The organism is Burkholderia sp. IDO3 (assembly GCF_003366075.1).
GTDB lineage: Bacteria > Pseudomonadota > Gammaproteobacteria > Burkholderiales > Burkholderiaceae > Burkholderia > Burkholderia anthina.
This window is the reverse complement of record NZ_CP028963.1, coordinates 1016913-1042530: the sequence shown is the minus strand read 5'-3', so window position 1 is coordinate 1042530 and position 25618 is coordinate 1016913. Positions and strand designations below refer to the sequence as shown.

The following is a 25618-nucleotide window of genomic DNA, read 5'->3' as shown; positions in this document are numbered from 1 at the left end:
GCAACACGCGGCGCTCAGTCGGCGGGCGCGAGCGTCGCGAGTGGAATCAGTTGCAGGCCGCGCGCGAGCTGGGTCTGCAGCAGACGATGGGTATGGGGCTCGAACGGGCCATCCGCGCCGTCGACCACGAGCTGCAGGGCCGCATCGAGCGATTCGGCCACGCCGAGGTAGCGCCAGCCATCTATCACGTGAAAGAAGCGGCGCTCGCCGCTCGCTTCGAATGCCACCGGGCCGTCGAACGGCCAGGGTGCGTTGCCTGCCCGGCCGGCGTCGGCTGCGGGCCGACGGTTGTACGACGGCCGCAGCCGTGCGATCCACTGCGCTTCGGCGAGCATCGCGCCCAGCTCGTTGCCGGTCTCGCGCCACTCGACACGGCGCACCTGCTGCGCCAGCCGCATTTCCTTCGACGACCGCCGCTCGCCCGTGAGCAGCGCACGCAAGCGCTGGCGCACGCGCACGCTGCGGCCGACGTAAAGCGCCACATCGCCCTCCCCGAACAATGCGTACGCGCCGCATCCGGCCGGCGCGGTATCGAGCCACGCCTCGGTCAGGTCGCCGCCAAGGCGAAAGTGGCGTGTCGTGCGCGCGATCTGGTCGCGCAGACGCTCGAGCGGCACGATCTCGTGCAACTGCCGCCAGAACTGCCACAGGAGATCGGCGTCGGCGAGCGCCCGGTGTCGCGCGGCAGGAACGAGGCCGTGCCGTTCGATCAGCGCATCGAGCCCATGCCGGGACTCGCGCGGAAACAGCGCGCGCGACAGCCGCACCGTGCACAGTACGTCGGGATTGAACGCAATGCCCGCACGCTCGAATTCGGCACGCAGGAAGCCGCGATCGAAGCTCGCGTTGTGCGCGACGAACAGCTTGCCGTCGAGCCGTTCGAACAGCGCGGAGGCGAGCGAGGCGAACGGCGGCGCATCACGCACCATCTCGTCCGAAATGCCCGTCAGTTGCTGGATGAACGGCGGAATCGACTGCCCCGGATTGACGAGGGTCGTCCACGTCGATACGCCGAGCGGCCCGATTTCGACCACGCCGATTTCGGTGATGCGGTGCTCGGCGGACGAGCCACCGGTGGTTTCAAGATCGACGAAGACGAGCGGCTGTTCGCTGGCGGGATCGGACGGACGGGAATCGGACATGAAAAGACAGGGAAACGATGCTTCCGTGAGTATGCACCGGCATGCGTGCTCACGACCAGCCCGAAGCGGAATCGGCCGGCCGACAAGATTCTTCCCCATAAAAGCAAAAAGCCCCCGCCTAAGCGGGGGCCGGACGTGATCGGCACTGCGTGGCGCGTCAGACCGCCTGGATATTCGCTGCCTGCTTGCCTTTCGGCCCGACTTTCACGTCAAAGGAAACACGTTGGTTTTCCTTCAGCGTTTTGAAACCTTCCATCCGGATTTCGGAGAAGTGTGCAAACAAATCTTCGCCGCCATTGTCGGACGTAATAAAACCGAAACCTTTAGCATCGTTAAACCATTTTACGATACCGGTATCCATACCTTCGTTCCCCACTCGTTTAGATCAAAAAAGCTACCGTTTATAGCCGCCTCCCGTAATCCCGCGACATCGCGCCGATACCCCCACCAGCGCTCCACACAGGGACGGAGTGCTGACTTTATAAATTGGAAAATCCGGGTGCGTCAAGAAAATTTTTAGCGACTGCTTTATCAAAAAAACATCAATGCCACTGGAATCGGCACACCGCCGCCTTTTATTAATTGATTCGCATCAAAAACCTGTCAATGTTACCGGGATAGGATCGCAGATAATCAACGACGCGCAAAACCTACCGGGGACAAATCGACTCGGTAAAATCCTCGGGTTTTTTCCGGGTTGCGGAAAACGGGGGACGTTGCGATCCTCATGCAATGCCGACGGAGGGAGACGGTCATGTGGCTGGACGGAATCAAGCGCTTCGCGAGCCGGCTCGGGCGCGTACGCCGCAAGTCCCGCGCCCTGGCCGAGTCCGCACGTGAAGCACCGTGCGACACCGAGTTCGACCCGACCTGGCATGGCGACCACTGGCAGAACCTGCTTGCGTCGCCGCTGGATGCGCGCCACTACGTGATGGAAGACTGGACGTACACGCCGCTGCAAGCCGACGCCGACGATACGGAGCCGACCGCCAAGCGCAAGCGGCGCTCATACGCGCAGTAGCGATCGGAACGGCGGGGCAAAAAAAAAGCGCGACTGGGAAGTCGCGCCGACAAAGGTTTGGAGATCTTTTCCGTCAACGAAAAAGTCTGCTTCGGAAAGCAGAGATCGCAGTATAGCGAGAGAACATCCTTTCATTATCCATGGCTCGCACAAACCTCTATTGCCGATGTGTCAATAATCGGGCCAGCGCCAGTTGCGCCCGGTCGTGATCGCTTGTCGCGATCGCGCAACGCACACTCCGGACTCCTGATCGCCATTTGTTCCTGCTGCATTGCCACAAAGCCTTGACCAGCATGGCTTTCGGCGTTCCCACCGATTCTTGCGCGATTCAAAATACAGTATTTCCCGAAGCAGTTTTCGTCTGCGTTCCGCGCGATCCGTACACTGCAAATGGATATCCGACAAGGGCAGCCGCCCCCGCGCATCCGGCATCGCCGGACCGTGCCGCCGCCAATGCCCGCAGCAGGCTCGATCGACATCATCCTGTTTGGAGACAGATCATGAAGAAGACCCTGATCGTCACAGCATTGGCGAGCGTGTGCACCACCGCCGCGCATGCGCAAAGCAGCGTCACGCTGTACGGCCTGATCGATGCAGGCATCACCTATACGAACAACCAGGGTGGTCACAGTGCGTGGCAGGAGACGAGCGGCTCGATCAACGGCAGCCGCTGGGGCCTGCGCGGCACCGAGGATCTCGGCGGCGGCCTGAAAGCGATCTTCACGCTGGAAAACGGCTTCGGCATCAACAACGGCACCCTCAAGCAGAACGGCCGCGAGTTCGGCCGCCAGGCGTTCGTCGGCCTGGTGCATGACAGCTACGGCTCGCTCACGCTCGGTCGCCAGTACGACAGCGTCGTCGACTTCCTCGGCCCATTGTCGCTGACCGGCACCCAGTACGGCGGCACGCAGTTCGCGCATCCGTTCGACAACGACAACCTGAACAACTCGTTCCGGATCAACAACGCGGTCAAGTACCAGAGCGCGAACTACGGCGGCCTGAAGTTCGGCGCGCTGTACGGCTTCTCGAACTCGAGCGACTTCTCGAACAACCGGGCGTACAGCGTCGGCGCGTCGTACAGCTTCATGGGCTTCAACGTCGCGGCCGCGTACATGCAGTTGAACAACAACATCAACTCGCTGGCGCTCGCGACCAGCGATCCCGGCGCGGTGGCCGGCGACTGGACGTTCGCCGCCAGCCGTCAGCGCACGTGGGGCGCGGGCCTCAATTACACGTTCGGGCCCGCGACGGCCGGATTCGTGTTCACGCAGACGCGCCTGACCGATTCGTCCGGCATCAGCGCCGGACAATCCGGCGTGTCGAACGGCATCCCGCTCGCCGGCGGCACGCGCTTCAACAACTACGAAATCAACGGCCGCTACGCGCTGACACCGGCGTTCTCGCTGGCAGGCTCGTACACGTACACCGACAGCCGCCTCGACGGCCAGACGCCGAGCTGGCACCAGTTCAACCTGCAGGCCGACTACGCGCTGTCGAAGCGCACCGACCTGTATCTGCAGGGCGAATACCAGCGGGTGAATGCGGACGGCCTTGCGATCGGCGCGAACATCAACGGGCTCGGCACCGCATCGTCGACCAACAAGCAGATCGCCGTCACGGCCGGCATGCGCCACCGCTTCTAAGCAATCGTCGCAACCATTCGGCCCGGACCGCCATGACGAAGCGCCCCGCCCGGGGCGCTTTTCGTTTCGGCGGCGCGGTGCGGCAGCGCCGTTAGGCCGGCCAAACGCTCACGCGTCGCTTCGCGCCGGATAGCGGACGTCGAGCACGTCGATCGGCTGCGGCCCCGCCGGGGTCATCAGCGTGACGGTGTCGCCGATCTTCGCCTTGATGAGCGCGCGCGCAACCGGCGAAATCCAGCTGACGCAACCGCGATCGAGATCGACCTCGTCGATCCCGACGATCGTGATCGTATGATCTTCGCCGTCGGGCGTCGCGTAATCGACGGTCGCGCCGAAGAACACCTGGTCGACGCTCTCCTGCCGGCTCGCGTCGACGACTTCGGCAAGATCGAGCCGCTTCGTCAGAAAGCGGATGCGGCGGTCGATCTCGCGAAGCCGCCGCTTGCCGTAGATGTAGTCGCCATTCTCCGACCGGTCGCCATTCGACGCGGCCCATGACACGAGCCGCACGACCTCGGGACGCTCGACGTCGATGAGGTTCAGCAGCTCGTCCCTGAGCCGCTTGTGACCGGCCGGCGTGATGTAGTTCTTCGCGCCCGCGGGAATCGCGGGCTGACCCGGGTCGAGATCGTCGTCGTCGCCGTCCGACTCTTTGACAAACGCCTTGTTCATGATGCAGATTCAATACATGGATGACCGATGTCTCAAGGGTACACGAAGGCGGCCCTGCGGGATCGGGTGACATATTTTGCGAATAAGGCTTCCCTTTTTATACAACCCTGCTATACTTCCGCTTCTGCGTGCGGCTGTAGCTCAGTTGGATAGAGTACTTGGCTACGAACCAAGGGGTCGTGGGTTCGAATCCTGCCAGCCGCGCCACTTTTTTCGAGGGCCTTCCGAACCGAAGGCCCTTTCAGTTCGATGCAGTAGTATTTTTGTTTTGCGTGCGGCTGTAGCTCAGTTGGATAGAGTACTTGGCTACGAACCAAGGGGTCGTGGGTTCGAATCCTGCCAGCCGCGCCACCTTTTTGGGGATCTTCCCACCGTAGAAGGTTCCGACAGTTGAAGTAGTACCGCTTTGCGTGCGGCTGTAGCTCAGTTGGATAGAGTACTTGGCTACGAACCAAGGGGTCGTGGGTTCGAATCCTGCCAGCCGCGCCACCTCAGAAGGGCCTTCCTCCGGGAAGGCCCTTTTTCTTTTTCCGCCCCGCTTTCTCGCCTTCCCGACCACGGCCGCTCCCCGGTCCCCGCTCGACGCAACGAACCGCCGCGACACGCATCCGTTTCGATCGCACCACAAACAAAAACGGCGGCCCGTGGCCGCCGTCGTCCCCGCCGCAACGCTTCGCGTCGCGTCAGTAGTCCTGCCGCTCCCGCTCGATGCGCATGCCGCCGTCGTGACGCGCATGCACGCTGTCGTCGGTCGAACGTTCGCGCATGATCCGCATCACGTCCGGATTGGTCCGTACGCGCCGCATCACGTTCGCCAGATGCACGCGGTCGCTGACCTGGATCACGAAGCGCAGCACCGTCGATTCGTGCGTCAGATCCTCGTCCATCGCGATATGCACGATGTTCGCGTCGGCCGACGTGATGTCCGCCGCGACGCGCGCGAAGATGCCCTTCGTGTTCTTCACCAGCGCCTTCACGGCGACGTCGAACAGACGGCCCGGCTGCGGCGCCCACTCGACATCGATCCAGCGCCCCGGATCGCGGCGGTGGATACGCTGCGCGACCCGGCAATCGGTCGTATGAATCGCCATCCCGAGGCCGATGCCGATATAGCCCATGATCGCGTCGCCGGGAATCGGTCGGCAGCATGCCGACAACTGCACGGACATCCCTTCCGTGCCGGTAATGACGACCGGCGGCGCATTGTGCGCGGGATGCCGCTCGGACTTCGGCAGGTCGTCGTCCGCATCGCGGCCGCTCATCAGCACTTCGATGCGCTTGGCCATCACCGCGGCGACGCGGCGGCCGAGGCCGATGTCCGCGAAGATTTCCTGGCGGCTCTTGTTGCCCGTCCACTGCACGAGCTTTTCCCATACTTCCGGTGCGACATCGGCCAGTGCGAGCCCGTAGCCCTTCAGGCTCTGATCGACGAGCCGCTCGCCGAGCTGCACGGACTCATTCAGGCGCATCGTCTTCAGGTAGTGACGAATCGCCGAGCGCGCCTTGCCGGTGCGCACGAATCCGAGCCACGCCGGGTTCGGCTTCGAATACGGCGCGGTGATCACCTCGACGATGTCGCCGCTCTTCAGCTCGGTACGCAGCGGCAGCAACTCGTTGTTGATCTTCACCGCGACGCACTGGTTGCCGAGATCGCTGTGGATCGAATACGCGAAATCGAGTGCCGTCGCGCCGCGCGGCAGCGCCATGATCTTCGACTTCGGCGTGAACACGTAGACCGCGTCCGGGAACAGGTCGATCTTCACGTGCTCGAGGAATTCGCTCGAATCGCCGGCTTCGCTCTGGATGTCGAGCAGCGACTTCAGCCACTGGTGCGCGCGCTTCTGCACGTCGTTCAGATCCGCGCCGCCATTCTTGTACAGCCAGTGCGCGGCCACGCCGGCCTCGGCGATCTCGTGCATCTTGCGCGTGCGCACCTGGAACTCGATCGGCGCGCCGAACGGGCCGACGAGTGTCGTGTGCAGCGACTGATAGCCGTTGATCTTCGGGATCGCGATGTAGTCCTTGAACTTGCCGGGCACGGGCTTGTACAGCGCGTGCAGCGCGCCGATGCACGTGTAGCAGTCGAGCGGGCTCTCGACGACGACGCGAAAGCCGTACACGTCGAGCACCTGCGAGAACGACAGTTGCTTGTCGCGCATCTTGCGATAGATGCTGTAGATCGTCTTTTCGCGGCCGGTGATCTCGGCGTCGATCTTCGCATCGGTCATCGCGCGCTGCGCGGCCTCGAGGATCTTGCTGATCACTTCGCGGCGGTTGCCGCGCGCGGCCTTCACGGCCTTCTCGAGCGTCGCGTACCGATGCGGGTTGAAATTCGCGAAGCTCATGTCCTGCAGCTCGCGATACGTGTTGTTCAACCCGAGGCGGTGCGCGATCGGCGCATAGATGTCGAGCGTCTCGCGCGCGACGCGGCGGCGCTTCTCCATCGGCACCGCGCCGAGCGTGCGCATGTTGTGCAGACGGTCGGCGAGCTTGACGAGGATGACGCGCACGTCGCGCGCCATCGCGAGCAGCATCTTGCGGAAGTTCTCCGCCTGCGCTTCCTCGCGGCTGCGGAACTCCATCTTGTCGAGCTTCGACAGGCCGTCGACCAGTTCGGCGACCTTCGGGCCGAACCGTTCGGCCAGCTCGCTCTTGGTCACGCCCTGGTCTTCCATCACGTCGTGCAGCAGCGCGGCCATCACGGCTTGCGCGTCGAGCTTCCAGCCGGCGCAGATTTCCGCGACGGCGACGGGATGGGTGATGTAGGGTTCGCCGCTCTGGCGATATTGACCGAGGTGGGCTTCGTCGCTGAAGTGGAACGCCGCCTTGACCTCTTTGATCTCTTCCGGAGGGAGATACTCGGCAAGCGCGGTCGTCAGTTTCGCGATCGAAACGACGCCGTGCTTGCGCGGCTGCTCCGGCGTGGCGGTCGGCCCGAACAGATGCCGGAAGGATTGTTCGAGGACCGCGTCGATGTACTGGCGCGCAGGCGACTGGGCCGTGGCTTCGGTGATCGAATCCGCGGAGGCGGACGATGGGGTGGTGCTCATATTCGCCTCCAGGTCGAGTCGTTGCGCGCGTGGATTACATGGCTGGAACGGGCCGGATGCGCGTTACACCGGCACCTTCTTCAGCATTTCCACACCGACCTGGCCGGACGCGATCTCGCGCAGCGCGACGACGGTCGGCTTGTCGCGGCTTTCGATCTTCGGCGTATGGCCTTGCGCGAGCTGCCGCGCGCGGTAGGTGGCGGCGAGCGCCAGTTCGAAGCGATTGGGGATTTGCTTCAGGCAGTCTTCGACGGTAATGCGAGCCATGTTGGTAATTCCTTCTGAATATAGTCCTTATTCTACCTTATGTCCCTCTGCCCCCGCGTCATTCCGCGTGGGGCAGATGGATGCCGAGCTCGATGAACAGCTCCGCGTGTCGCGCGTACTGCGAAGCAAAGCGCAGCCGCGTCGCCGCGACGATGCACTCGAGCTCGGACAGCGCGCGATCGAAATTCTCGTTGATCACGACGTATTCCGCTTCGGATGCATGCGCCATCTCGCTGCCCGCGGCGAGCAGGCGTCGCGTGATCACGTTCGGTTCGTCCTGGCCGCGCTTCTTCAGACGCTCCTCGAGCGCATCGAGCGACGGCGGCAGAATGAAGATGCCGACCGCGTTGCGGAACTGCTTCTTCACCTGCTGCGCGCCCTGCCAGTCGATCTCGAGCAGCACGTCATGGCCGTTCATCATCTGCTCTTCGATCCAGACGCGCGACGTGCCGTAATAGTTGCCGTGCACTTCCGCGCTCTCGAGGAATTCGTGCGCGGCGTGACGCGTGCGGAAATCCTCGACGGTCGTGAAGTGATAGTGCTGGCCGTCCTGCTCGCCCGGGCGCGGCTTGCGCGTCGTGTACGAAATCGACAGGCAGATGTCGCTGTCCTTCGACAGCAGCGCGTTCACGAGCGTCGACTTGCCGGCGCCCGACGGTGCGATGACCATGAACAGGTTGCCGGGATAGACGCCGCCGTGCAGCGAATGCGACGCGTGCGCGTCGCGAGTGGATTCGGTCATGTCAGCCTCCGCCGGGCCGCCCCAAGGAGGCTGACCGCCCCCTCGGGGGGCAGCGAACGTAGTGAGCGTGGGGATTGTTGCATCTCTTTTACTCCAGGTTTTGCACTTGCTCACGCATCTGCTCGATCAACAGCTTGAGCGCCATCGATGCGTCGGCCAGTTCCTTCGCCGCCGCCTTCGAGCCGAGCGTGTTTGCTTCGCGATTCAGTTCCTGCATCATGAAGTCGAGACGCTTGCCGACGCGGCCGCCCTTCTCGATCACGTGACGCGTTTCGTTCAGGTGCGCGGTGAGTCGCGACAGCTCTTCCGCGATGTCGATCCGGATGCCGTACATCGTCACTTCCTGACGAATGCGTTCCGCGGCTTCCTCGCGCGTGACGATCGGCGCGCTGCCTTCGGGCGCCGCGATGCCGAGCGCTTCCTGCAGCCGCTCGACGATCTTCTGCTGATGCTTCGCGATCAGCTCCGGCACGAGCGGCGTGATGCGCGCGACGATCGCTTCCATTTCGGTGACGTTCGACAGCAGCATCGTCGCCAGTTGCGCGCCTTCGCGCGAGCGCACGACGACGAGCTCGCCGATCGCTTCCTTGCCGCACGCGAGCACCGCGTCGCGGATCGCTTCCGCCGACACGCCGCTCTCGGCGAGCACGCCCGGCCAGCGCAGGATCTCGCCCGCGCGCAGGCGGCCGACGCCCGGGAACGAATCGAGCACCGAGCGCTCGAGCTCGGCGAGCTGGCCGAGCGCCGACTGGTTCAGCGCGCCCGCGCCGATGCTCTGCTCGCCGCGCTGCAGGTTGATGCGCACGTCGACCTTGCCGCGCGACAGCTTGTTCATCAGCATTTCGCGCAGCGCGGGTTCGCACGCGCGCACGTCGTCCGGCATGCGGAAATTCAGGTCGAGGAAGCGCGAGTTCACGGTACGCAGTTCGACCGACACGCTGGTGCCGCCGTTGCCGGTAGCCGTCACGAGTTCGCGCGTCGCGCTCGCATAGCCCGTCATGCTGTAGATCATGGTTCGTCTCGCCGTCTGGATGCCCTTGCGGGCGGAATATGTCGAGGCGCCCGGCGCGTCGCAAGGCGCGGGGCGGGAAGCGCGCATTATCCCATTTTTGCGCCCCACCCCGCCGGGCACGGATGCCGTTCGGCGCTAGAATCGGGGTTTCCTCCTCCGTCCACGATTTCCCCATGACGTCTTCCCTTTCCCGCCCGAGCGGCCGTCGCGCCGACGAACTGCGCAAGGTCGCCCTCACGCGCCACTACACGAAACACGCCGAAGGCTCCGTGCTGGTCGAATTCGGCGACACCAAGGTGATCTGCACCGCGAGCGTCGCCGAGCGCGTGCCCGAATTCCTGCGCGATCGCGGGCAAGGCTGGCTGACGGCGGAATACGGGATGCTGCCGCGCGCGACGCACACGCGCAGCGACCGCGAAGCCGCGCGCGGCAAGCAGACGGGCCGTACGCAGGAAATTCAGCGCCTGATCGGCCGCGCGCTGCGCGCGGTGTTCGATCTGGAAGCGCTCGGCCCGCGCACGATCCACATCGACTGCGACGTGATCCAGGCCGATGGCGGCACGCGCACGGCGAGCATCACCGGCGCGTTCGTCGCCGCGCACGACGCCGTGTCGAAGCTGATCGCCGCCGGCAAGCTCGCGCGCTCGCCGATCACCGACCACGTCGCCGCGATTTCGGTCGGCGTGTACGAAGGCGCTCCCGTGCTCGATCTCGACTACGCGGAAGATTCGCGCTGCGACACCGACATGAACGTCGTGATGACGGGCGCCGGCGGCTTCGTCGAAGTCCAGGGCACCGCCGAAGGCGTGCCGTTCTCGCGCGCCGAGATGAACGCGCTGCTCGACCTCGCGCAAAGCGGGATCGGCCAGCTCGTGCAGCTGCAGAAGGACGTGCTGGGCGCCGCCCATGTCTGACGATCGCACCGTCGCGCCGCTGTCGCGCATCGTGCTCGCGTCGAACAACGCCGGCAAGCTGCGCGAATTCACCGCGCTGTTCTCGACGGTCGGCATCGAGATCGTGCCGCAGGGCGACCTGGCCGTGCCCGAGGCGGAAGAGCCGTTCGGCACGTTCATCGAGAATGCGCTGACGAAAGCGCGCCATGCGTCGCGCCTCACCGGCCTGCCGGCGATCGCCGACGATTCCGGCCTGTGCGTGCGCACGCTGCACGGCGCACCGGGCGTCTATTCGGCGCGCTATGCGCAGCGCGCGGGCCTCGACAAGGGCGACGCGGCGAACAATGCGTACCTCGTCGAGCAGTTGCGCGGCGTCGAGGATCGACGCGCATACTATTGCTGCGTGCTCGCGCTCGTGCGCCATGTGGACGATCCCGAGCCGCTGTTCGCCGAAGGGCGCTGGACGGGCGAGATCGTCGACACGCCGCGCGGCGAACACGGATTCGGCTACGACCCGTATTTCTACCTGCCGGCGCTCGGCGCGACGGCGGCCGAACTCGAACCGGCCGTCAAGAACACGCACAGCCACCGCGCGCTCGCGCTGAAGGCGCTGCTCGCGCGGCTCGCAGAGGAACCCGCATGACCGTCTTCGCCACGCATTCGCTGCCGGAGGACGCATGAGCCAGGCCGCAGAAACCGGCGCGCGCGTCGTCGCGACGTTCACGTCGCCCGGGCAGGTGCGGCTCACGTCGCTGCCACCGCTCGCGCTGTACGTGCATTTCCCGTGGTGCGTGCGCAAGTGCCCGTACTGCGACTTCAACTCGCACGAATGGAAAGGCGAGCGGTTTCCGGAAACCGAGTATCTCGACGCGCTGCGCGCCGACCTCGAGCAGGCGCTGCCGCTCGTCTGGGGGCGGCAGGTGCACACGGTGTTCATCGGCGGCGGAACGCCGAGCCTGCTGTCGGCCGCCGGCCTCGACCGGCTGCTGTCGGACGTGCGCGCGCTGCTGCCGCTCGATGCCGACGCCGAGATCACGCTCGAGGCGAACCCGGGCACGTTCGAAGCCGCGAAGTTCGCGCAGTTCCGCGCGAGCGGCGTGAACCGCCTGTCGGTCGGCATCCAGAGCTTCAACGAGGCCCATCTGAAGGCGCTCGGCCGCATTCACGACACCGCGCAGGCGCGCGCGGCCGTCGAGATCGCCGCGAAGACGTTCGACAACTTCAACCTCGACCTGATGTTCGCGCTGCCGAACCAGACGCTCGACGAGTGCCGGACCGACATCGAGACCGCGCTGTCGTTCGCGCCGCCGCATCTGTCGCTGTATCACCTGACGCTCGAACCGAACACCATGTTCGCGAAGTTTCCGCCTGCGGTACCCGACGACGACGCGTCGGCGGACATGCAGGAATGGATTCACGAACGCACGGCCGAGGCCGGTTACGGACGCTATGAAGTGTCCGCTTACGCGAAGCCGAATCATCAGTGCAAGCACAACCTGAACTACTGGCGCTTCGGCGACTACCTCGGGATCGGCGCGGGCGCGCACACGAAGCTGTCGTTCCCGAACCGGATCCTGCGGCAGGCGCGCTACAAGCATCCGGCGACCTTCATCGAGCAAGCAATGGCCGGCACGCCGGTGCAGGAAGAACGTGAAGTCGGCGCACGCGACCTGCCGTTCGAGTTCATGCTGAACACGCTGCGGCTCGTCGAGGGCTTCCCCGTGCACAGCTTCGTCGAGCGCACCGGGCTGCCGATCGGCACGATCGAGCCGGCGCTGCAGGAAGCGGAGCGGCGCGGGCTGATCACGCGCGATTTCGCGCAGATCGCGCCGACGCCGCTCGGCCAGCGTTTCCTCAACGACCTGCAGGAATTGTTCCTGCGCGACGATTGAAGAAAAACGACGCGGCATTTCGGTTACAATGCCGCCTCGTGTGGAAGCGTGGCCGAGCGGTTTAAGGCACCGGTCTTGAAAACCGGCGACGGGAAACTGTCCGTGAGTTCGAATCTCACCGCTTCCGCCAGGCAGTTCGCCAAACCCCGTCCATTCATCGAATGACGGGGTTTTTGTTTGCCCGCGCGCGCATCCCTCCCCCTGCGTTCCGACGCGCCCCGCCGGATGCCGTTACAATCCGGCGCTCCGATTCGCGAAACGGGAACCCCCGCCATGAAGTCCTACATCGCCTCGTCGTTCGTCGCCCTGCTGGCCGCCGCGAGCATGCATGCGACCGCGGCCGATACCGCGGCCGCCAGCGACGCGCAAACGCCGTCGTGCGCGATCGCGTACGTGAAGGGCGTCGGCGGCTCGCCGCGCAGCCTGCGCGAATACCTCGCGAGCCCGACGCCGTACAACTACCTGAAAGACAACGAGATCCAGTGCAAGGTGTCGGATGACGGGCGCGCGTCGAACTGCACCGGCGTGACCTATATCCGCAACGAACAGGTCAGCGTGTACGACGATTCCGATCCGGCGACGCTCACCGTCGTCGCACCGGTGGAACTCGATCACGGCGAGAAGTATCCCGTGATCCTCGTCGTGCAGCGCAAGGACGCACGCTGCACGCGGTAAGGCGCGACACGGCACGCTCGACGTTGCCGCAGGCGATGCGCGCAAGCCTCACGGGCCGCGCCGCCATCGCCTAGAATTCGATCAGCACGGCGACACGACCGCCGCCGCGTACTCGATGCCGCTCGCGCCATCCGTGCGTGCGGCACACGGAGATCGCCATGACCGAACTGTCGACCCCGACGGAACACGTCGATTACGAAGGTTTCGAGATCCATGTCGTGCCGGGCACCGCCCCCGGCAGCGACACGCGCTACACCTACACCGGCTACGTATGCCATCCGGGCGCGAATCCCGCGCTGCCCGGGCATGCGGTGCCGTTCCACGCGGACGGCGAGGAAAGCTTCGCGAGCATCGACGAAGCCGTCCACGAAGCCGTACACCTCGGCAAGAGCATCATCGACGGCACGCATCCCGACCTGTCGGTGCTCGCACTCGTGACGCACGGCTACTGACGGGGCCGACCGCATGCACGCATCGCCGGTGCGCGTCACGCCCGCACCGTCATATGTCGCGTCACATTGCAGCGCACACCGGCTGCGCCGGGCAGCGTCGTCATCAGCGATCGCGACGTTACCGGCCGTGCGTTATGCGTTTCTCCCGATATCGCGCGGCGTCGGCACGCCTATCATTTTTTTATAGTCACCCGCCGGCGATCGTCCCATGCGCCCACTTCCCCGTCCGAACCTCGACCGGCCGCGTGTCGCCGTGCTGGTCGCCGCAGCCATGCTTGCCGCCTGCACGATTACACCGCCATCGCTGCACTCGATCCTGACGATTCCGTCGGTTACCCGCAGCGCGAGCATCGACCAGTATCGCGTGGAAGTCGCGCAGCGCGTCGCCGAGCGCAATCCGTCCGGCATGTCGCACGGGACGCCGCAGGCGATGCTGCGCTCGCTCGTCGTCGTCTCGTTCACCGTCGACCGCAGTGGCCGCCTCGTCAACGCATCCGTCTATCGCAGCAATGGCGACAGCGAGGCCGAAGCGCTCGCGCTCGCATCGCTGCGCCGCTCGGCACCGCTGCCGCCGCCGCCGTCGAAACTGCTCGACGGCAACGGCCGGATCGAGATGATGGAAGGCTGGCTCTTCAACGACGACGGCCGGTTCCAATTGCAGAGTACGGCGTCGGCGCAGGCGCAGTCGCTCGACTGACCCCTCGCCCGCCTGCGATTGCCGCTATGCAGCGGCGCTGGCTATAATTTTCCGCAATCGCGCGGCCATCCTGCCGCGCGCGCGTTCGCGCGCCGCACCCGGCAAGCGAACCGACCACGCCGGCACCGGGCGGGGCGACCTATCCGTCTCCATCGTCGACCGGCGGGTGACGTACGCGCCACGGCGCGCGTCCATGCCGCCACTTGCTTCATCCGTTCGGCCGCTCCCGGCAGGCGCCCCGCCTGCTCGGACGCATCAGCCGACCGCCCCAACGACAAAACGGAGACTTCCATGTCCGCATCCCCCCCGGCCGTTGCGCACGCAACCGGTTCGGCCGGCGCCGTCAGCCACCGGCGCATCGTGTTCGCGAGCTTCATCGGCACCGCGATCGAGTTCTACGATTTCTACGTCTACGCAACCGCCGCGGCACTCGTCATCGGCCCCGTGTTCTTCCCGCACGGCTCCGCGACCGCACAGGCGCTGTCGGCATTCGTCACGTTCGGCATCGCGTTCATCGCGCGGCCGATCGGCTCGTTCCTGTTCGGCCACTTCGGCGACCGCATCGGCCGCAAATCGACGCTCGTCGCGTCGCTGCTGGTAATGGGCGTATCGACCACCGCGATCGGCTTCGTGCCCGGCTACGACACGATCGGCGCACTCGCACCGGTGCTGCTGTGCGTGCTGCGCTTCGGCCAGGGGATCGGCCTCGGCGGCGAATGGGGCGGCGCGGCGCTGCTCGCGACCGAGCACGCGCCGCAAGGCAAGCGCGGCTGGTTCGGCATGTTCCCGCAGTTGGGGCCGTCGGTCGGCTTCCTGATGTCGAACGGGCTGTTCTTCGCACTCGCGCTGTCGTTGTCCGACGATCAATTCCGCAGTTGGGGCTGGCGCATCCCGTTCCTCGTCAGCGCGGTGCTCGTCGCGCTCGGCCTGTACGTGCGGCTGAAGATCACCGAGACGCCCGCCTTCCAGGCCGCGCTCGATCGCAACGAACGCGTGCGCGTGCCGGTCGCGACGCTCATCTCGCAACACTGGCAGCCGACGCTGCTCGGCGCGCTCGCGATGGTCGTCTGCTACACGCTGTTCTATATCTCGACGGTGTTCTCGCTGTCGTACGGCGTGTCGGCGCTGCATATTCCGCGCCAGAGCTTCCTCGGCCTGCTGTGTCTCGCCGTCGTGTTCATGGGGCTCGCGACGCCGTTGTCGGCCTGGGCCTCCGACCGCTTCGGCCGCAAGCCGGTGCTGGTGGTGGGTGCAATCGCCGCGCTGCTGTCCGGTTTCGCGATGGAACCGCTGCTCGGCAGCGGCTCGATGCCGCTCGTCGCGCTGTTCCTGACGCTGGAGCTGTTCCTGATGGGCGTGACGTTCGCGCCGATGGGCGCGCTGCTGCCGGAACTGTTCCCGACCAACGTCCGCTATACGGGCGCGGGCGTCGCGTACAACCTCGGCGGGATCCTCGGCGCGTCGATCGCGCCGTACATCGCGCAACTGCTCGCCGCGCGCGGCGGATTGTCGTGGGTGGGCGGCTACGTGTCGGTGGCGGCGGCGATCAGCCTGATCGGCGTGCTGCTGATGCGCGAAACCCGCGACTCGTCGCTGCTCTGAGCGTCGGGGACGACCCGGGTTGTGCGGCGGCCGGCGCTGCTTATACTCGATTCAGGGGGCGCCGCCGTGCGCCCCCGGGATCCCTTCCCGAAGGAGCCGCCGCGATGAATATCCGCCTCGACAACGCCGACCTCGTCCTGATCCTCGCGCTCGCGCTGGGTGGCGCGCTGTTGCTCGCGCTGCGCTTCCGGCCCAAAACCTGGCGCGGCCTGCTGTTCGAGGCACTGCTCGCGAACATGGCGGCCATCGCCGCGGTCATCACGGTCGAGGCGCTGCTGGCCTGAACCGGCACCGCGGCTTCGTCAGGCCGTCAGCGCCACGGGGCGCGCATCGTAGGCCGGACCGACCGTATCGATTGCGTCCAGCGCCTGCGCAACGGACGGCACCGTGCCCGGCTCGCCGATCGACAGCGCATTCGGCGCGCCGCCGATACCGCAGTGGTGGCGCGACGTCGCGACGAAAATCATCACGGTCGGCCGCCGCAGCGCGTGCGCCATGTGCACGAATCCGGTATCGACCCCCACTACGAGCGCGGCCCGGCCGATCGCCGCGCCCAGTTCCCGCACCGACATCGCGGGCAGCACGACCGCGCCCGGGGCCCGTGCGGCGATGTCCTGGGCGTCGTCGTGTTCGGCGGCCGAGCCCCACGGCACCAGCACGCGCACGCCGCGCGCCATCATCTGCATGGCCAGCGCGGCCCAGTGGTCGGCCGGCCATTTCTTGTCCGGATTGGATGTCGCATGAAACAGCAGCATGAACGGCGCGCCGTCGGTCACGGCGGCCGGCAGGCTCGTGTCCTGCGGCGCCACGATGCCGTATGCAGCGATCCCTTCGGGGACATAGCCGAGCGCCTCGCCGGCGCTGACGCGCATGCCGTGCCACGCGTCGCAGTCCGGGCGCGGGCCGAAGCGATGCGAATACGCAAAGCGCGCACCCGTCTCGCCGAGATCCTGGGTTTGATAGCCGACCCGGCGGGCGGCCCGCGCGAACGCCGAAATGATCGCGCTCTTGTAGACGCCGTGCAGGTCGATGACGGCGTCGTACCGGTGCGCGCGCAGCGCCCCGATCGATGCCGAGATCGCCTTCAGGTCGCCGCGGTTCCGGCGCTTCTTGAACCGCCGCAGCGGCGCGCAGAGCACGTGGCTCACGCCCGGATGCCAGCGCACGACTTCGGCACACGACTCGTCGACGGCCCAATCGACCGTCACGCCCGGAAAAGCCCGGTGGAGATCCGCGACGACCGGCAGCGTCTGGACGACATCGCCGAGCGACGTCACTTTCACGATAAGGATGCGTTTCACGTTTCCTGTGGGGAGGAGCATGCCATTTCGGCATGCTAACGACGCTGCCCACCCAAAGGCATTACATCGCCATTACATTTGCAACAAAGTGCATCGTTTTCGTGAAAATTTGTCGAGCGCCCATGCGCATCCGGTTCTTTTTATAATGCCCTTTTTGTCCGCCGGCCCGTCGCCGATGCCCCGCCCCGCCCTTCCCGCCCTGTTTCCCGCTCTCACCCGCCGCTCGGTGCGGATCTGGCGCCAGTACGGCGTCTTCTGGCTCGGCGCGATCGCCGTGGGTCTCGCGGCCGTGCTGTACGCGCGGCTGATCGACTGGGGCTACGACACGTTTCGCACGATGCGCGACCACGCCGCGTGGCTGCCGCTGGTGTTGACGCCGGCGATCGCCGCGGCGTCGGCATGGCTTACGCGCCGCTTCTTTCGGGGTGCGGAGGGCAGCGGCATCCCGCAGGTCATCGCGACGCTGCATGCGCGCCCCAGCGCGTTCGGCGCACGCCTGCTGACGCTGCGCATCCTGTTCGGCAAGGTGCTGATCTCGTTCATGGGCATCCTCGGCGGCTTCACGATCGGCCGTGAAGGGCCGACCGTGCAGGTCGGTGCCGCGCTGATGTTCAACCTGAGGCGCTTCTACCCGCGCTCCAATGCGCAGATCGAGCGGCAGCTCGTGCTCGCCGGCGCCGCCGCCGGCCTGTCGGCGGCATTCAATACGCCGCTGGCCGGGATCGTGTTCGCGATCGAAGAGCTGACCCGCAGCTTCTCCGCGCGCGCAAGCGGCGTGCTGATCACCGCGATCATCCTCGCCGGTGTCGTCGCGCTCGGGCTGAACGGCAACTACACGTATTTCGGCACGATCGACGCCGGCCAGCATTTTCCGAAGATGCTCGCGGTCGCCGTGCTCGTCACCGCGATCGTCACGGGGATCGCCGGCGGCCTCTTCAGCTGGCTGCTGCTCAACACGGGACGCTGGCTGCCCGCACGCGTGCTCGGCCTGTATCGCGAGCGCCCGATCGCATTCGCGGCGCTGTGCGGCTTCGTGATCGCCGTCGTCGGCATCGTGTCGGGCGGCACGACGTTCGGCAGCGGCTATGCCGAAGCACGCGGCCTGCTCGACGGCCATGAACGGCTTTCGGCGTTCTATCCGTTCCTGAAGATGGTGTCGATGGTCGCGTCGTACCTGCCGGGCATTCCGGGCGGGATCTTCGCACCGTCGCTGTCGATCGGCGCCGGCTTCGGCAACCTGCTGCACCTCGTGTTCGGCGACATGAGCCTGCCGATGCTGATCGCGCTCGCGATGGTCGGCTACCTCGCGGCGGTCACGCAGTCGCCGATCACGTCGTTCGTGATCGTGATGGAGATGATCAACGGCCACGCGCTCGTGATTTCGTTGATGGCCACCGCGCTCGTGTCGAGCCGCATGGCACGCTTCTTCGCGCCGCCGCTGTACGAAACGCTGGCGCAGCGCTATCTCGCACCGCCCGCGGCCGCTGCGCAAGCCGCTGCCGCTACGGCAGCGCCGGCGGCTGCGAGCAGCGTCACCGAGCCGCAGGATGCGGACGCCGCGCCCGCCGATCCGCTCGATACGCTGCGCGACGAAAATGGCGGCGAGGCGGACGCCCGGGCACACGACAACGGCGCGGTGAGCACGCCAGCGACGACGCACGACGACGCGCCGGCTGCGCCGGACACGCATGGCCCGGCACAGCCGGGCCCGCGCGACGCTCAGTAGATCACCACCGGCGCCGGCCGGTAGTAGACGGGACGGGCCGGCACGACGATGCAGCCGGCCAGCGTGATCGCGACGAGCGCGATGGCGATTGCGGTTCGTTTCATCGCACGCCCTCCGTCAAGCCCAGTGGCCACGTGTCCAGAACCAGTTCGGGCCGCGCTGATCCCAATGGCCCGGCACCCAGTGCATGCCGACGCGCTCGGCTTCCCAGTGACCGCCGATCCATACGTAGCGGCCATGATCCCAGCGCCAGTGGCCGCGCTCCCACACATAGCCGACGCGTGTCGCCGGCACGACCTCGTAGCGCACGGGCGGCGGCGCATTCGGCGCGACGACGACGACTTCCCCGGTGCGCAGGGCCACGGGCTCGGCGACGACCATTCGGGCCGACTGCACCTGCACCGGCGCGCCGACGATGATCTCGTCCGCGCGCGCGGCGAGCGGTGCGGCAACGGCTGACAGGCCCGCGGCGAACAGCGTGAGCGAGACGATACGACGTTGAACGGTAGAGACAGCCATCACAACCTCCTGATTGAACAATTGACGCGGGCGTATTCGTTCAATGCGGGAGGACGGCTGACGGCCGACAAGGGCCGTGTTACGGCGTGCCCGAAAGTGCAACAGGGCGTAAGACGCGCACGGCGGCATGTGCCGCCGTGCGGTGGGACACGGCAAGGGTCAGGCTTGCGGAATCTCGATCTTGACTTCGAGCACTTCGAGATCGTCCTGGCGCTCGAGGCTCACGCGGATGTCATCGTTCGAAATATGGACGTACTTCGAGATGACCGCGACCAGCTCCTTCTGCAGCGCCGGCAGGTAATCGGCCGGCGGCCGGCCACCGACCCGCTCGTGCGCGATGATGAGCTGCAGGCGCTCCTTCGCGACCGACGCGGATTTCTTCTTCTCGCCGAGGAGAAACGAAAGGATGGACATGAGCGACCTCCGTTACTTGCTGCCGAAGAGGCGCTGCAGCAGGCCCGGCTTCTGGTATTCGGTGAAACGCAGCGGCTTGTCTTCGCCGACGAAGCGCGCAACGATGTCCTTGTATGCCTCGGCGACATCGGTGCCGTCGAGATGCACGGCCGGCAGACCCTGGTTCGATGCATGCAGCACGGCTTCCGATTCCGGCACCACGCCGATCAGCTTGATGCGCAGGATCTCGCTGATGTCCTCGAGCGACAGCATCTCGCCTTCGCTCACGCGCTTCGGGCTGTAACGCGTGATCAGCAGGTGTTCCTTGATCGGATCCTTGCCTTCGGTCGCGCGCTTGGTCTTCGACGACAGGATGCCGAGAATGCGGTCCGAGTCGCGCACCGACGACACTTCCGGGTTCGTCACGATCAGCGCTTCGTCCGCGAAGTACATCGCGTGCAGCGCACCCGCCTCGATACCGGCCGGCGAATCGCAGACGATGTATTCGAAGTCCATCGCAACCAGATCGTTCAGCACCTTCTCGACGCCGTCACGCGTGAGCGCATCCTTGTCGCGCGTCTGCGACGCCGGCAGGATGAACAGGTTCTCGCACTTCTTGTCCTTGATCAGCGCCTGGTTCAGGTTCGCTTCGCCCTGGATCACGTTCACGAGGTCGTACACGACGCGACGCTCGCAGCCCATGATGAGATCGAGGTTGCGCAGGCCGACGTCGAAGTCGATCACGGCCGTCTTGTGGCCGAGCAGCGCGAGGCCGGACGCGAAGCTCGCGCTCGTCGTCGTCTTGCCCACGCCGCCCTTGCCCGAGGTCACCACGATGATTTTTGCCATTTACCCAATACCCTGTGTTCGTCAATGAGAGCCGATCGATCCGGAGCGTGCCGCGTGAATCACGTCAGGCGCAGCGGTTCGATCATCAGTTTTTCCTCTTCGAGCCGGATCTGCACCGATTTGCCCAATATCTCGGCGGGCAACGGGTTCTCGGTTGTTCGATAGATACCCGCGATCGAAATCAGTTCCGGTTCGAGACACGTGCAGAAAATGCGCGCGTCGTGATTGCCGTGCACGCCCGCGAGTGCGCGGCCGCGCAACGGCGCGTAGATGTGGATATTGCCTTCCGCGATGATCTCGGCGCCGTGACTGACCGGCGCGAGCACCACGAGGTCTCCTTTCGCGTAAATCTGCTGTCCCGAACGCAGCGGCCGGTCGATCACCAGCGTCTGGCCGCCGGCCTGAATCGGCGTCGGAGCAGGCTCGGACGCCGATTCGGCCGCCGCCGCAGCAGCGGGCGCCTCGACGACGGGCACCGGCTCCGCTTCCTCGACCGGTTTCGCGGCCGACACGCGGCGATCGCGCGCTTCGAGCAACGGCAGGCCGGCAGTTGCCGCCCAGCCCTGCGCCGGCAGCGCCACAACGCCCACCGGTCGCATCCGCACGTCGTTCAGCATCTTGCGGATGTCGGCGAGCGCGACGCGTTCGCCGTCCGCGAGGCGGCGGACGTCGATCGCGACGACATCATCGGCGAAAAACTCGGGAGTCGCTTCGAAGCGCTTGACCAGTTCGGCACGCAACGCATCGAGATCGGTCGTCTTCACGGTGAACAACAACGTATCGACCGATCCGCTGCGCAGCTCGAAGAATGGCGATTTTTTAAGCGACATGGACACTCTGCAAAAAATTTTTGCGTATTTTACAGGCGTCCACGCGTACAGCCATTATTTTTGGGACTTGGGTGGCGGCGAACACACCGCCGGCAGGCCGGGCCGGCGCGCGGCAAGGCGTTGAGCGCGCCGGGCGGCCCGCGCGTTCATCCGTCAGGGCGTGTTCACGCGCGACACGAACAGCGACTTCATCGCGCCGGGCATCCGCGCGATCGGCGCATGCTCGCCGGTATTGCCGAAACCCGCGCGCTCGTAGAAACGGATCGCGTTGCGGTTCGCATCGGCGATCCATGCGTAGACGTCCTGCGCACCGCGTTCGGCCAGCCACCCGGTGGCCGTTTCGAGCAGGAGCACGCCGCCGCGCAGATGGCGCACTGCGTGCGCGACCCACAGCTCGCTGACGAACGCGCGCCGCTCGGGCGTATTGTCGAAATACGCGCCGATCATGCCGGCCGGATGGCCTTCGGTGTAAAGCAGGAAAGTCGTCGACTCGTCGGATGCGGCGCGCAGCGCGGCGATGGCCGCCGCCGCGTCGGAATCGACGTTCAGCAATTCGGCCTCCGGCGCTTCACCGGGCGCGTAGGGCTCACGCAGCGATGCGGCGCGGAGTTCGCGATACACGCCACCCTGGTCGGCAGCGATACGACGAACGGTCAAGGTCGAACTCATGCAGGCACAGCCCCCTTCGGACAGCAAGTTATTAGCTTCAACCGAAAGCGGGGCATGAGTCAAATCGTTATTTTCAAATGGCAGCGCGAATCAAAAGGCGGCAGGCAACGCCGCCCGCACGGGTGTGCAGGTGCAGCATTCGTGCGTCGATCGGCTGCGAAGCGCGCGAGTCCGAAGTGCGATCCGGACATGTCACCCCGCTCGCCTTTGTCGTGCAGGACATTCGCGCGGCGAGCGTCCGGTATTTCGCCGCCCGGCCCGTAATGGATCGTAATATATGTATCCGTCAGCGAGGGTCTACAACGCGCTGCCGCACGCCGATTATTGCATCGCAACATTCGTTGCGATGCACGAAGCCGGAAAACTCACCCGTGTGGTTCGCGTATTCGTCAGACCAGAACCCGGGCCGTGCGAGCCGATCCGGCTCGTGTCGCGCTGTTTCAATCACCCGCTGCCGGCCCCTCCCCACCTGCGTCCCGCGCAACCCGCCGTTTGGAGTTTCATGCCTAGCGCCGGGGTTTGGAAAGCGTGCGCGACGGTCGTATAACTGGCACAACCGGACTTCCGATCCAGGGCCGCGCGCAGTGTCGCGCACCGACGACGATTCGAACGGCGACAGACATGCGGCCGCCCGGCGCCCCTGCGCGCCGGAGGCGGTCCAAAGGAGGGAGACAATGGCAATGACGGACGGATCGGCCTCGAACTGGTCGGATGGCAAACGTTATCTGTGGCTCCTCGGCGCGCTGACGATCACGCTGCCGATCCTCGCGGCCCAGCTCGCGCTTGCGACGGGACTGCACGTGTTCTGGTGGTTCGGGCCGTTGTTCGCATTCGGCGTGATTCCGGTCCTCGACACGCTGATCGGCGACGATCGGGACAATCCGCCCGAAACCGTCGTCCCGCAGCTCGAACGGGAGCGCTACTACCGCTTCATCGTCTACCTCGCGACACTCGTCGAATACGTCGCGTTCTTCACCTGCGTGTGGATCGTCGGCACGCATGCGCTCACGTGGTACGACTACGTCGGCTTCGCGCTGTCGCTCGGCGCCGCGACGGGCATCTCGATCAACACCGCGCACGAACTCGGCCACAAGACCAACCGCTTCGAGCGCTGGCTCGCGAAGATCACGCTCGCGCCCGTCGCGTACGGGCATTTCTTCGTCGAACACAACCGCGGCCATCACGTGCGCGTCGCGACGGCCGAGGATCCGGCAAGCGCGCGCTACGGCGAATCGTTCTGGGCGTTCCTGCCGCGCACGGTGACCGGCAGCATCCGCTCGGCGTGGCGACTCGAAAAGGCGCGCCTCGAGCGGCTCGGGCATTCGCCGTGGAGCTGGCGCAACGAGGTGCTGCACGCGTGGGCGATGACCGTCGTCGTGTGGGCCATCGCAATCGCGATGGCCGGCAGGATCGTGATCCCGTTCCTCGTGATCCAGGCCGTCTACGGTGCGTCGCTGCTCGAAGTCGTCAATTACGTCGAGCACTACGGCCTCGGCCGCCGCAAGCTGCCGAACGGCCGTTACGAGCGCTGCACGCCGCAGCATTCGTGGAACAGCAATCACGTCGTCACGAACCTGTTCCTGTACCAGTTGCAGCGCCACGCCGACCATCACGCGAACCCGACCCGCTCGTACCAGGCGCTGCGCCACTTCGACGATTCGCCGCAACTGCCGGCCGGCTACGCGACGATGATCCTGTTCGCGTACGTGCCGCCGCTCTGGTATCGCGTGATGAATCCGCGCGTCGTCGCGCACTACGGCGGCAACATGGCGCAGTCGAACATCAAGCCGTCGATCCGCGACCGCGTGCTCGCGCAGTATCCGGCCGCGGCATAAGGCAACGCGGCACGACGAAGCTCCCGCGCTCGCCGGCGATGCCGTTACGCGGCTTGCGGCAGCCTGAACACGGCTACCGCCTGCCGCAGCGCACTCGCCTGTTCGGCCAGCGCCTGCGTCGCGGCCGACGCCTGCTCGACCAGCGCGGCGTTGCGCTGCGTCGCTTCATCCATCTGCGTGACCGCGATGTTCACCTGCTGGATACCGCCGCTTTGCTCCTGCGATGCGGACGAGATATCGCCGACGATCGTCGTGACCCGCTGCACCGCTCCGACGATCTCCCGTATCGATTCGCCCGCGCGGCCGATCAGCGCGGCGCCCGCATCGACGCGCTGCGTCGACTGCCCGATCAGTGCCTTGATCTCTTTCGCGGCAGCCGCGCTGCGCTGCGCGAGCGTGCGCACCTCGGCCGCGACGACCGCGAAGCCGCGCCCCTGTTGCCCGGCACGCGCCGCCTCGACGGCCGCGTTCAACGCGAGGATGTTGGTCTGGAATGCGATGCCGTCGATCACCGCGATGATCTCGCCGACCTTCGCCGCGCTGTCGGCAATCCCGCTCATCGTGTCGACCGCCTGCGCCATCACGCTGCCGCCCGCGGACGCCATGCCCGACGCATCGCGCGCGAGCTGCGCCGCATGCGTCGCGTGCTCGGCCGACTGGCGAACGACGCCGGTCAGCTCGGCCAGGCTGGCCGCGGTTTCCTCGAGCGACGCAGCCTGCGCCTCGGTGCGCGCCGACAGGTCGTGATTGCCCGACGCGATCTGCGCGCTCGCCGCCGCGACGGACTCGGCATGCGAGCGCACTTCGTGCACGACGCCCGACAGGCTCGCCTGCATCGCCTGCAACGCGCGCAGCAGGTCGGCGATCTCGTCACGGCCTGCGGCATCGACGTCGCGCGTCAGGTCGCCGCCCGCCACCGCCTGCGCACAGGCAACCGCGCGATCGAGCGGCCGCAGGATCGCGCGACTGAACAGGAACGCGCCGATCATCGCGACACCGAGCACGATCAACATCAGCACGACACTCGCCGCGCTCGCGTGCTGCGCGTCGCGGCTCGCGTGGGCCGACACGGTAGCGCTCTCGTCGGCGATCGCCTTCGCGGCACGCTCGAGCAGCGCGGCCGGCGCGCGATCGACGCCCGCCACCGCCGCATCGCCTGCCGTCGGATCGAAGCCCGATGCCTTGAACGCGTCGAAACCGCGGCGATAGCCGTCGCCCATCGCCGCATGCGCACGCATGAACTGCTCGACGAGCGTACGGCTCTGGCCGGGCGGCAACCGGTTGACGAGCTGCGCGGCGAGCGTATCGACCGTGCGCTCGCGCGTCTGGAATGCCTGCCAGTATGTGTCCAGTTTGTCGGGCTGCTTGCCGCGCAGCAGCGTGTCCTTCCATTCCTGAACCTGCAGCTTGAACTGCACGAGCGTCGCCGACACGAGCCGCTCATCGGCAACGTGCGTCTGCACGTCGTTCGCGAACGTATCGATCGACTGGTTGAGGATGCGGATACCGTACAGCGCGCCGCACAACATCAGCAGCAGCGCAACGGCGAATGCGAGGGGAATCTTGTAGCTCAGCTTCATGGGACCTTGAATCGACGGGAAACGGCGACGGCGCAGGAAGACGCCCGCCGCCGCCCCGTGTTAACGGCGCGCGATGCGAAGGCTGAAGCTGAAGAGGTGACGCGCTGCGATCACGTCGGCCGAATTGCGACGCGCGGCGGCCCCACCGGGCGACCC

The 25618-nt window shown here is 66.0% G+C and carries 26 protein-coding genes and 4 tRNA genes; 16 read left to right on the top strand and 14 right to left on the bottom strand.

What is annotated here, in order from left to right; genetic code table 11:
* Window positions 1-14: 14 nt before the first annotated feature.
* Entirely contained in the window at window positions 15-1142 is a 1128-nt protein-coding gene (locus tag DCN14_RS19365; protein WP_096503667.1) for an exonuclease domain-containing protein, read from the bottom strand.
* A 157-nt stretch (window positions 1143-1299) separates the two neighbouring features.
* Window positions 1300-1503: a cold-shock protein gene (locus tag DCN14_RS19360; protein WP_059499959.1), complete on the bottom strand. Its 204-nt coding sequence runs from the start codon at window positions 1501-1503 to the stop codon at window positions 1300-1302.
* A 393-nt stretch (window positions 1504-1896) separates the two neighbouring features.
* On the opposite strand from DCN14_RS19360, the gene DCN14_RS19355 reads away from it, so the two are divergent.
* Together DCN14_RS19355 and DCN14_RS19350 are read left to right on the top strand one after the other, a co-directional pair.
* Window positions 1897-2163 carry a hypothetical protein gene (locus tag DCN14_RS19355; RefSeq protein ID WP_096503665.1) on the top strand — a complete coding sequence of 89 codons (267 nt, stop codon included), beginning with the start codon at window positions 1897-1899 and terminating at the stop codon, window positions 2161-2163.
* A 500-nt stretch (window positions 2164-2663) separates the two neighbouring features.
* Window positions 2664-3806, top strand: a complete 1143-nt coding sequence (locus DCN14_RS19350; protein WP_096503663.1) for a porin — start codon at window positions 2664-2666, stop codon at window positions 3804-3806.
* A 108-nt stretch (window positions 3807-3914) separates the two neighbouring features.
* Here DCN14_RS19350 and greB read toward each other — a convergent pair whose 3' ends face one another.
* Window positions 3915-4478 (bottom strand): transcription elongation factor GreB, encoded by a 564-nt coding sequence (greB, locus tag DCN14_RS19345; protein WP_096503661.1) that lies wholly within the window; start codon window positions 4476-4478, stop codon window positions 3915-3917.
* Between the two features lie 130 nt (window positions 4479-4608).
* Between greB and DCN14_RS19340 the strand changes: the two genes are divergently transcribed.
* From DCN14_RS19340 to DCN14_RS19330, 3 genes are all read left to right on the top strand, one after another.
* Window positions 4609-4685, top strand: a tRNA-Arg gene (locus tag DCN14_RS19340).
* A gap of 67 nt (window positions 4686-4752) precedes the next feature.
* Window positions 4753-4829: transfer RNA gene (locus DCN14_RS19335), tRNA-Arg, on the top strand.
* A 61-nt stretch (window positions 4830-4890) separates the two neighbouring features.
* A tRNA-Arg gene (locus DCN14_RS19330) sits at window positions 4891-4967 on the top strand.
* A gap of 194 nt (window positions 4968-5161) precedes the next feature.
* On the opposite strand, the gene DCN14_RS19325 is transcribed toward DCN14_RS19330, so the two are convergent.
* The 4 genes from DCN14_RS19325 to DCN14_RS19310 all read right to left on the bottom strand — a co-directional run bounded on the left by DCN14_RS19325 (window position 5162) and on the right by DCN14_RS19310 (window position 9549).
* Window positions 5162-7528 carry a bifunctional (p)ppGpp synthetase/guanosine-3',5'-bis(diphosphate) 3'-pyrophosphohydrolase gene (locus DCN14_RS19325; RefSeq protein ID WP_096503659.1) on the bottom strand — a complete coding sequence of 789 codons (2367 nt, stop codon included), beginning with the start codon at window positions 7526-7528 and terminating at the stop codon, window positions 5162-5164.
* Between the two features lie 63 nt (window positions 7529-7591).
* Window positions 7592-7795, bottom strand: a complete 204-nt coding sequence (gene rpoZ, locus DCN14_RS19320) for a DNA-directed RNA polymerase subunit omega (RefSeq protein WP_044848533.1) — start codon at window positions 7793-7795, stop codon at window positions 7592-7594.
* A 58-nt stretch (window positions 7796-7853) separates the two neighbouring features.
* Window positions 7854-8537, bottom strand: a complete 684-nt coding sequence (gene gmk, locus DCN14_RS19315; RefSeq protein ID WP_096503657.1) for a guanylate kinase — start codon at window positions 8535-8537, stop codon at window positions 7854-7856.
* An 88-nt stretch (window positions 8538-8625) separates the two neighbouring features.
* Window positions 8626-9549 (bottom strand): YicC/YloC family endoribonuclease, encoded by a 924-nt coding sequence (locus DCN14_RS19310; protein WP_096503655.1) that lies wholly within the window; start codon window positions 9547-9549, stop codon window positions 8626-8628.
* A gap of 173 nt (window positions 9550-9722) precedes the next feature.
* Here DCN14_RS19310 and rph point away from each other — a divergent pair, with 173 nt between their 5' ends.
* The 9 genes from rph (at window position 9723) to DCN14_RS19260 (ending at window position 16044) form a co-directional block, all read left to right on the top strand.
* On the top strand, window positions 9723-10463 hold the full coding sequence (gene rph / locus DCN14_RS19305; RefSeq protein WP_096503653.1) for a ribonuclease PH: 741 nt from the start codon (window positions 9723-9725) through the stop codon (window positions 10461-10463).
* Window positions 10456-11085 (top strand): RdgB/HAM1 family non-canonical purine NTP pyrophosphatase, encoded by a 630-nt coding sequence (gene rdgB, locus DCN14_RS19300; RefSeq protein WP_096503651.1) that lies wholly within the window; start codon window positions 10456-10458, stop codon window positions 11083-11085. Before rph ends, rdgB begins: the two co-directional genes overlap by 8 nt.
* A 34-nt stretch (window positions 11086-11119) precedes the next feature.
* Window positions 11120-12334 carry a radical SAM family heme chaperone HemW gene (hemW, locus tag DCN14_RS19295; protein WP_096503649.1) on the top strand — a complete coding sequence of 405 codons (1215 nt, stop codon included), beginning with the start codon at window positions 11120-11122 and terminating at the stop codon, window positions 12332-12334.
* Window positions 12335-12376: 42 nt separating this feature from the next.
* A tRNA-Ser gene (locus tag DCN14_RS19290) sits at window positions 12377-12464 on the top strand.
* A 143-nt stretch (window positions 12465-12607) separates the two neighbouring features.
* Window positions 12608-13009 carry a hypothetical protein gene (locus DCN14_RS19285; protein WP_096503647.1) on the top strand — a complete coding sequence of 134 codons (402 nt, stop codon included), beginning with the start codon at window positions 12608-12610 and terminating at the stop codon, window positions 13007-13009.
* A 158-nt stretch (window positions 13010-13167) separates the two neighbouring features.
* A complete protein-coding gene (locus DCN14_RS19280; RefSeq protein ID WP_096503645.1) occupies window positions 13168-13461 on the top strand; it encodes a hypothetical protein in 294 nt (97 codons plus the stop codon).
* 208 nt (window positions 13462-13669) lie between these two features.
* Complete coding sequence (locus tag DCN14_RS19275; RefSeq protein WP_096503643.1) at window positions 13670-14158, top strand: energy transducer TonB; 489 nt, start codon at window positions 13670-13672, stop codon at window positions 14156-14158.
* A gap of 291 nt (window positions 14159-14449) precedes the next feature.
* A complete protein-coding gene (locus DCN14_RS19265) occupies window positions 14450-15760 on the top strand; it encodes an MFS transporter (protein ID WP_096503641.1) in 1311 nt (436 codons plus the stop codon).
* Between the two features lie 104 nt (window positions 15761-15864).
* Window positions 15865-16044, top strand: a complete 180-nt coding sequence (locus DCN14_RS19260; RefSeq protein ID WP_096503639.1) for a hypothetical protein — start codon at window positions 15865-15867, stop codon at window positions 16042-16044.
* A gap of 18 nt (window positions 16045-16062) precedes the next feature.
* Here the strand turns inward: DCN14_RS19260 and waaC are convergent, their stop codons facing one another.
* On the bottom strand, window positions 16063-17061 hold the full coding sequence (waaC, locus tag DCN14_RS19255; RefSeq protein ID WP_096503637.1) for a lipopolysaccharide heptosyltransferase I: 999 nt from the start codon (window positions 17059-17061) through the stop codon (window positions 16063-16065).
* A gap of 175 nt (window positions 17062-17236) precedes the next feature.
* On the opposite strand from waaC, the gene DCN14_RS19250 reads away from it, so the two are divergent.
* Window positions 17237-18787 (top strand): chloride channel protein, encoded by a 1551-nt coding sequence (locus DCN14_RS19250; protein ID WP_096503776.1) that lies wholly within the window; start codon window positions 17237-17239, stop codon window positions 18785-18787.
* Between the two features lie 117 nt (window positions 18788-18904).
* Here DCN14_RS19250 and DCN14_RS19245 read toward each other — a convergent pair whose 3' ends face one another.
* From DCN14_RS19245 to DCN14_RS19225, 5 genes are all read right to left on the bottom strand, one after another.
* Window positions 18905-19306 (bottom strand): YXWGXW repeat-containing protein, encoded by a 402-nt coding sequence (locus tag DCN14_RS19245; protein ID WP_096503635.1) that lies wholly within the window; start codon window positions 19304-19306, stop codon window positions 18905-18907.
* 159 nt (window positions 19307-19465) lie between these two features.
* Window positions 19466-19720, bottom strand: a complete 255-nt coding sequence (gene minE / locus DCN14_RS19240) for a cell division topological specificity factor MinE (protein WP_006486661.1) — start codon at window positions 19718-19720, stop codon at window positions 19466-19468.
* A 12-nt stretch (window positions 19721-19732) separates the two neighbouring features.
* Window positions 19733-20548 carry a septum site-determining protein MinD gene (gene minD, locus DCN14_RS19235; RefSeq protein WP_096503633.1) on the bottom strand — a complete coding sequence of 272 codons (816 nt, stop codon included), beginning with the start codon at window positions 20546-20548 and terminating at the stop codon, window positions 19733-19735.
* Between the two features lie 59 nt (window positions 20549-20607).
* Window positions 20608-21378 (bottom strand): septum site-determining protein MinC, encoded by a 771-nt coding sequence (gene minC / locus DCN14_RS19230; RefSeq protein ID WP_096503631.1) that lies wholly within the window; start codon window positions 21376-21378, stop codon window positions 20608-20610.
* 153 nt (window positions 21379-21531) lie between these two features.
* Entirely contained in the window at window positions 21532-22047 is a 516-nt protein-coding gene (locus DCN14_RS19225) for a GNAT family N-acetyltransferase (RefSeq protein WP_162826225.1), read from the bottom strand.
* A gap of 674 nt (window positions 22048-22721) precedes the next feature.
* Between DCN14_RS19225 and DCN14_RS19220 the strand changes: the two genes are divergently transcribed.
* Window positions 22722-23882 carry an alkane 1-monooxygenase gene (locus tag DCN14_RS19220; RefSeq protein WP_096503627.1) on the top strand — a complete coding sequence of 387 codons (1161 nt, stop codon included), beginning with the start codon at window positions 22722-22724 and terminating at the stop codon, window positions 23880-23882.
* A 44-nt stretch (window positions 23883-23926) separates the two neighbouring features.
* Here DCN14_RS19220 and DCN14_RS19215 read toward each other — a convergent pair whose 3' ends face one another.
* Window positions 23927-25462 carry a methyl-accepting chemotaxis protein gene (locus DCN14_RS19215; protein ID WP_096503625.1) on the bottom strand — a complete coding sequence of 512 codons (1536 nt, stop codon included), beginning with the start codon at window positions 25460-25462 and terminating at the stop codon, window positions 23927-23929.
* Window positions 25463-25618 lie beyond the last annotated feature (156 nt).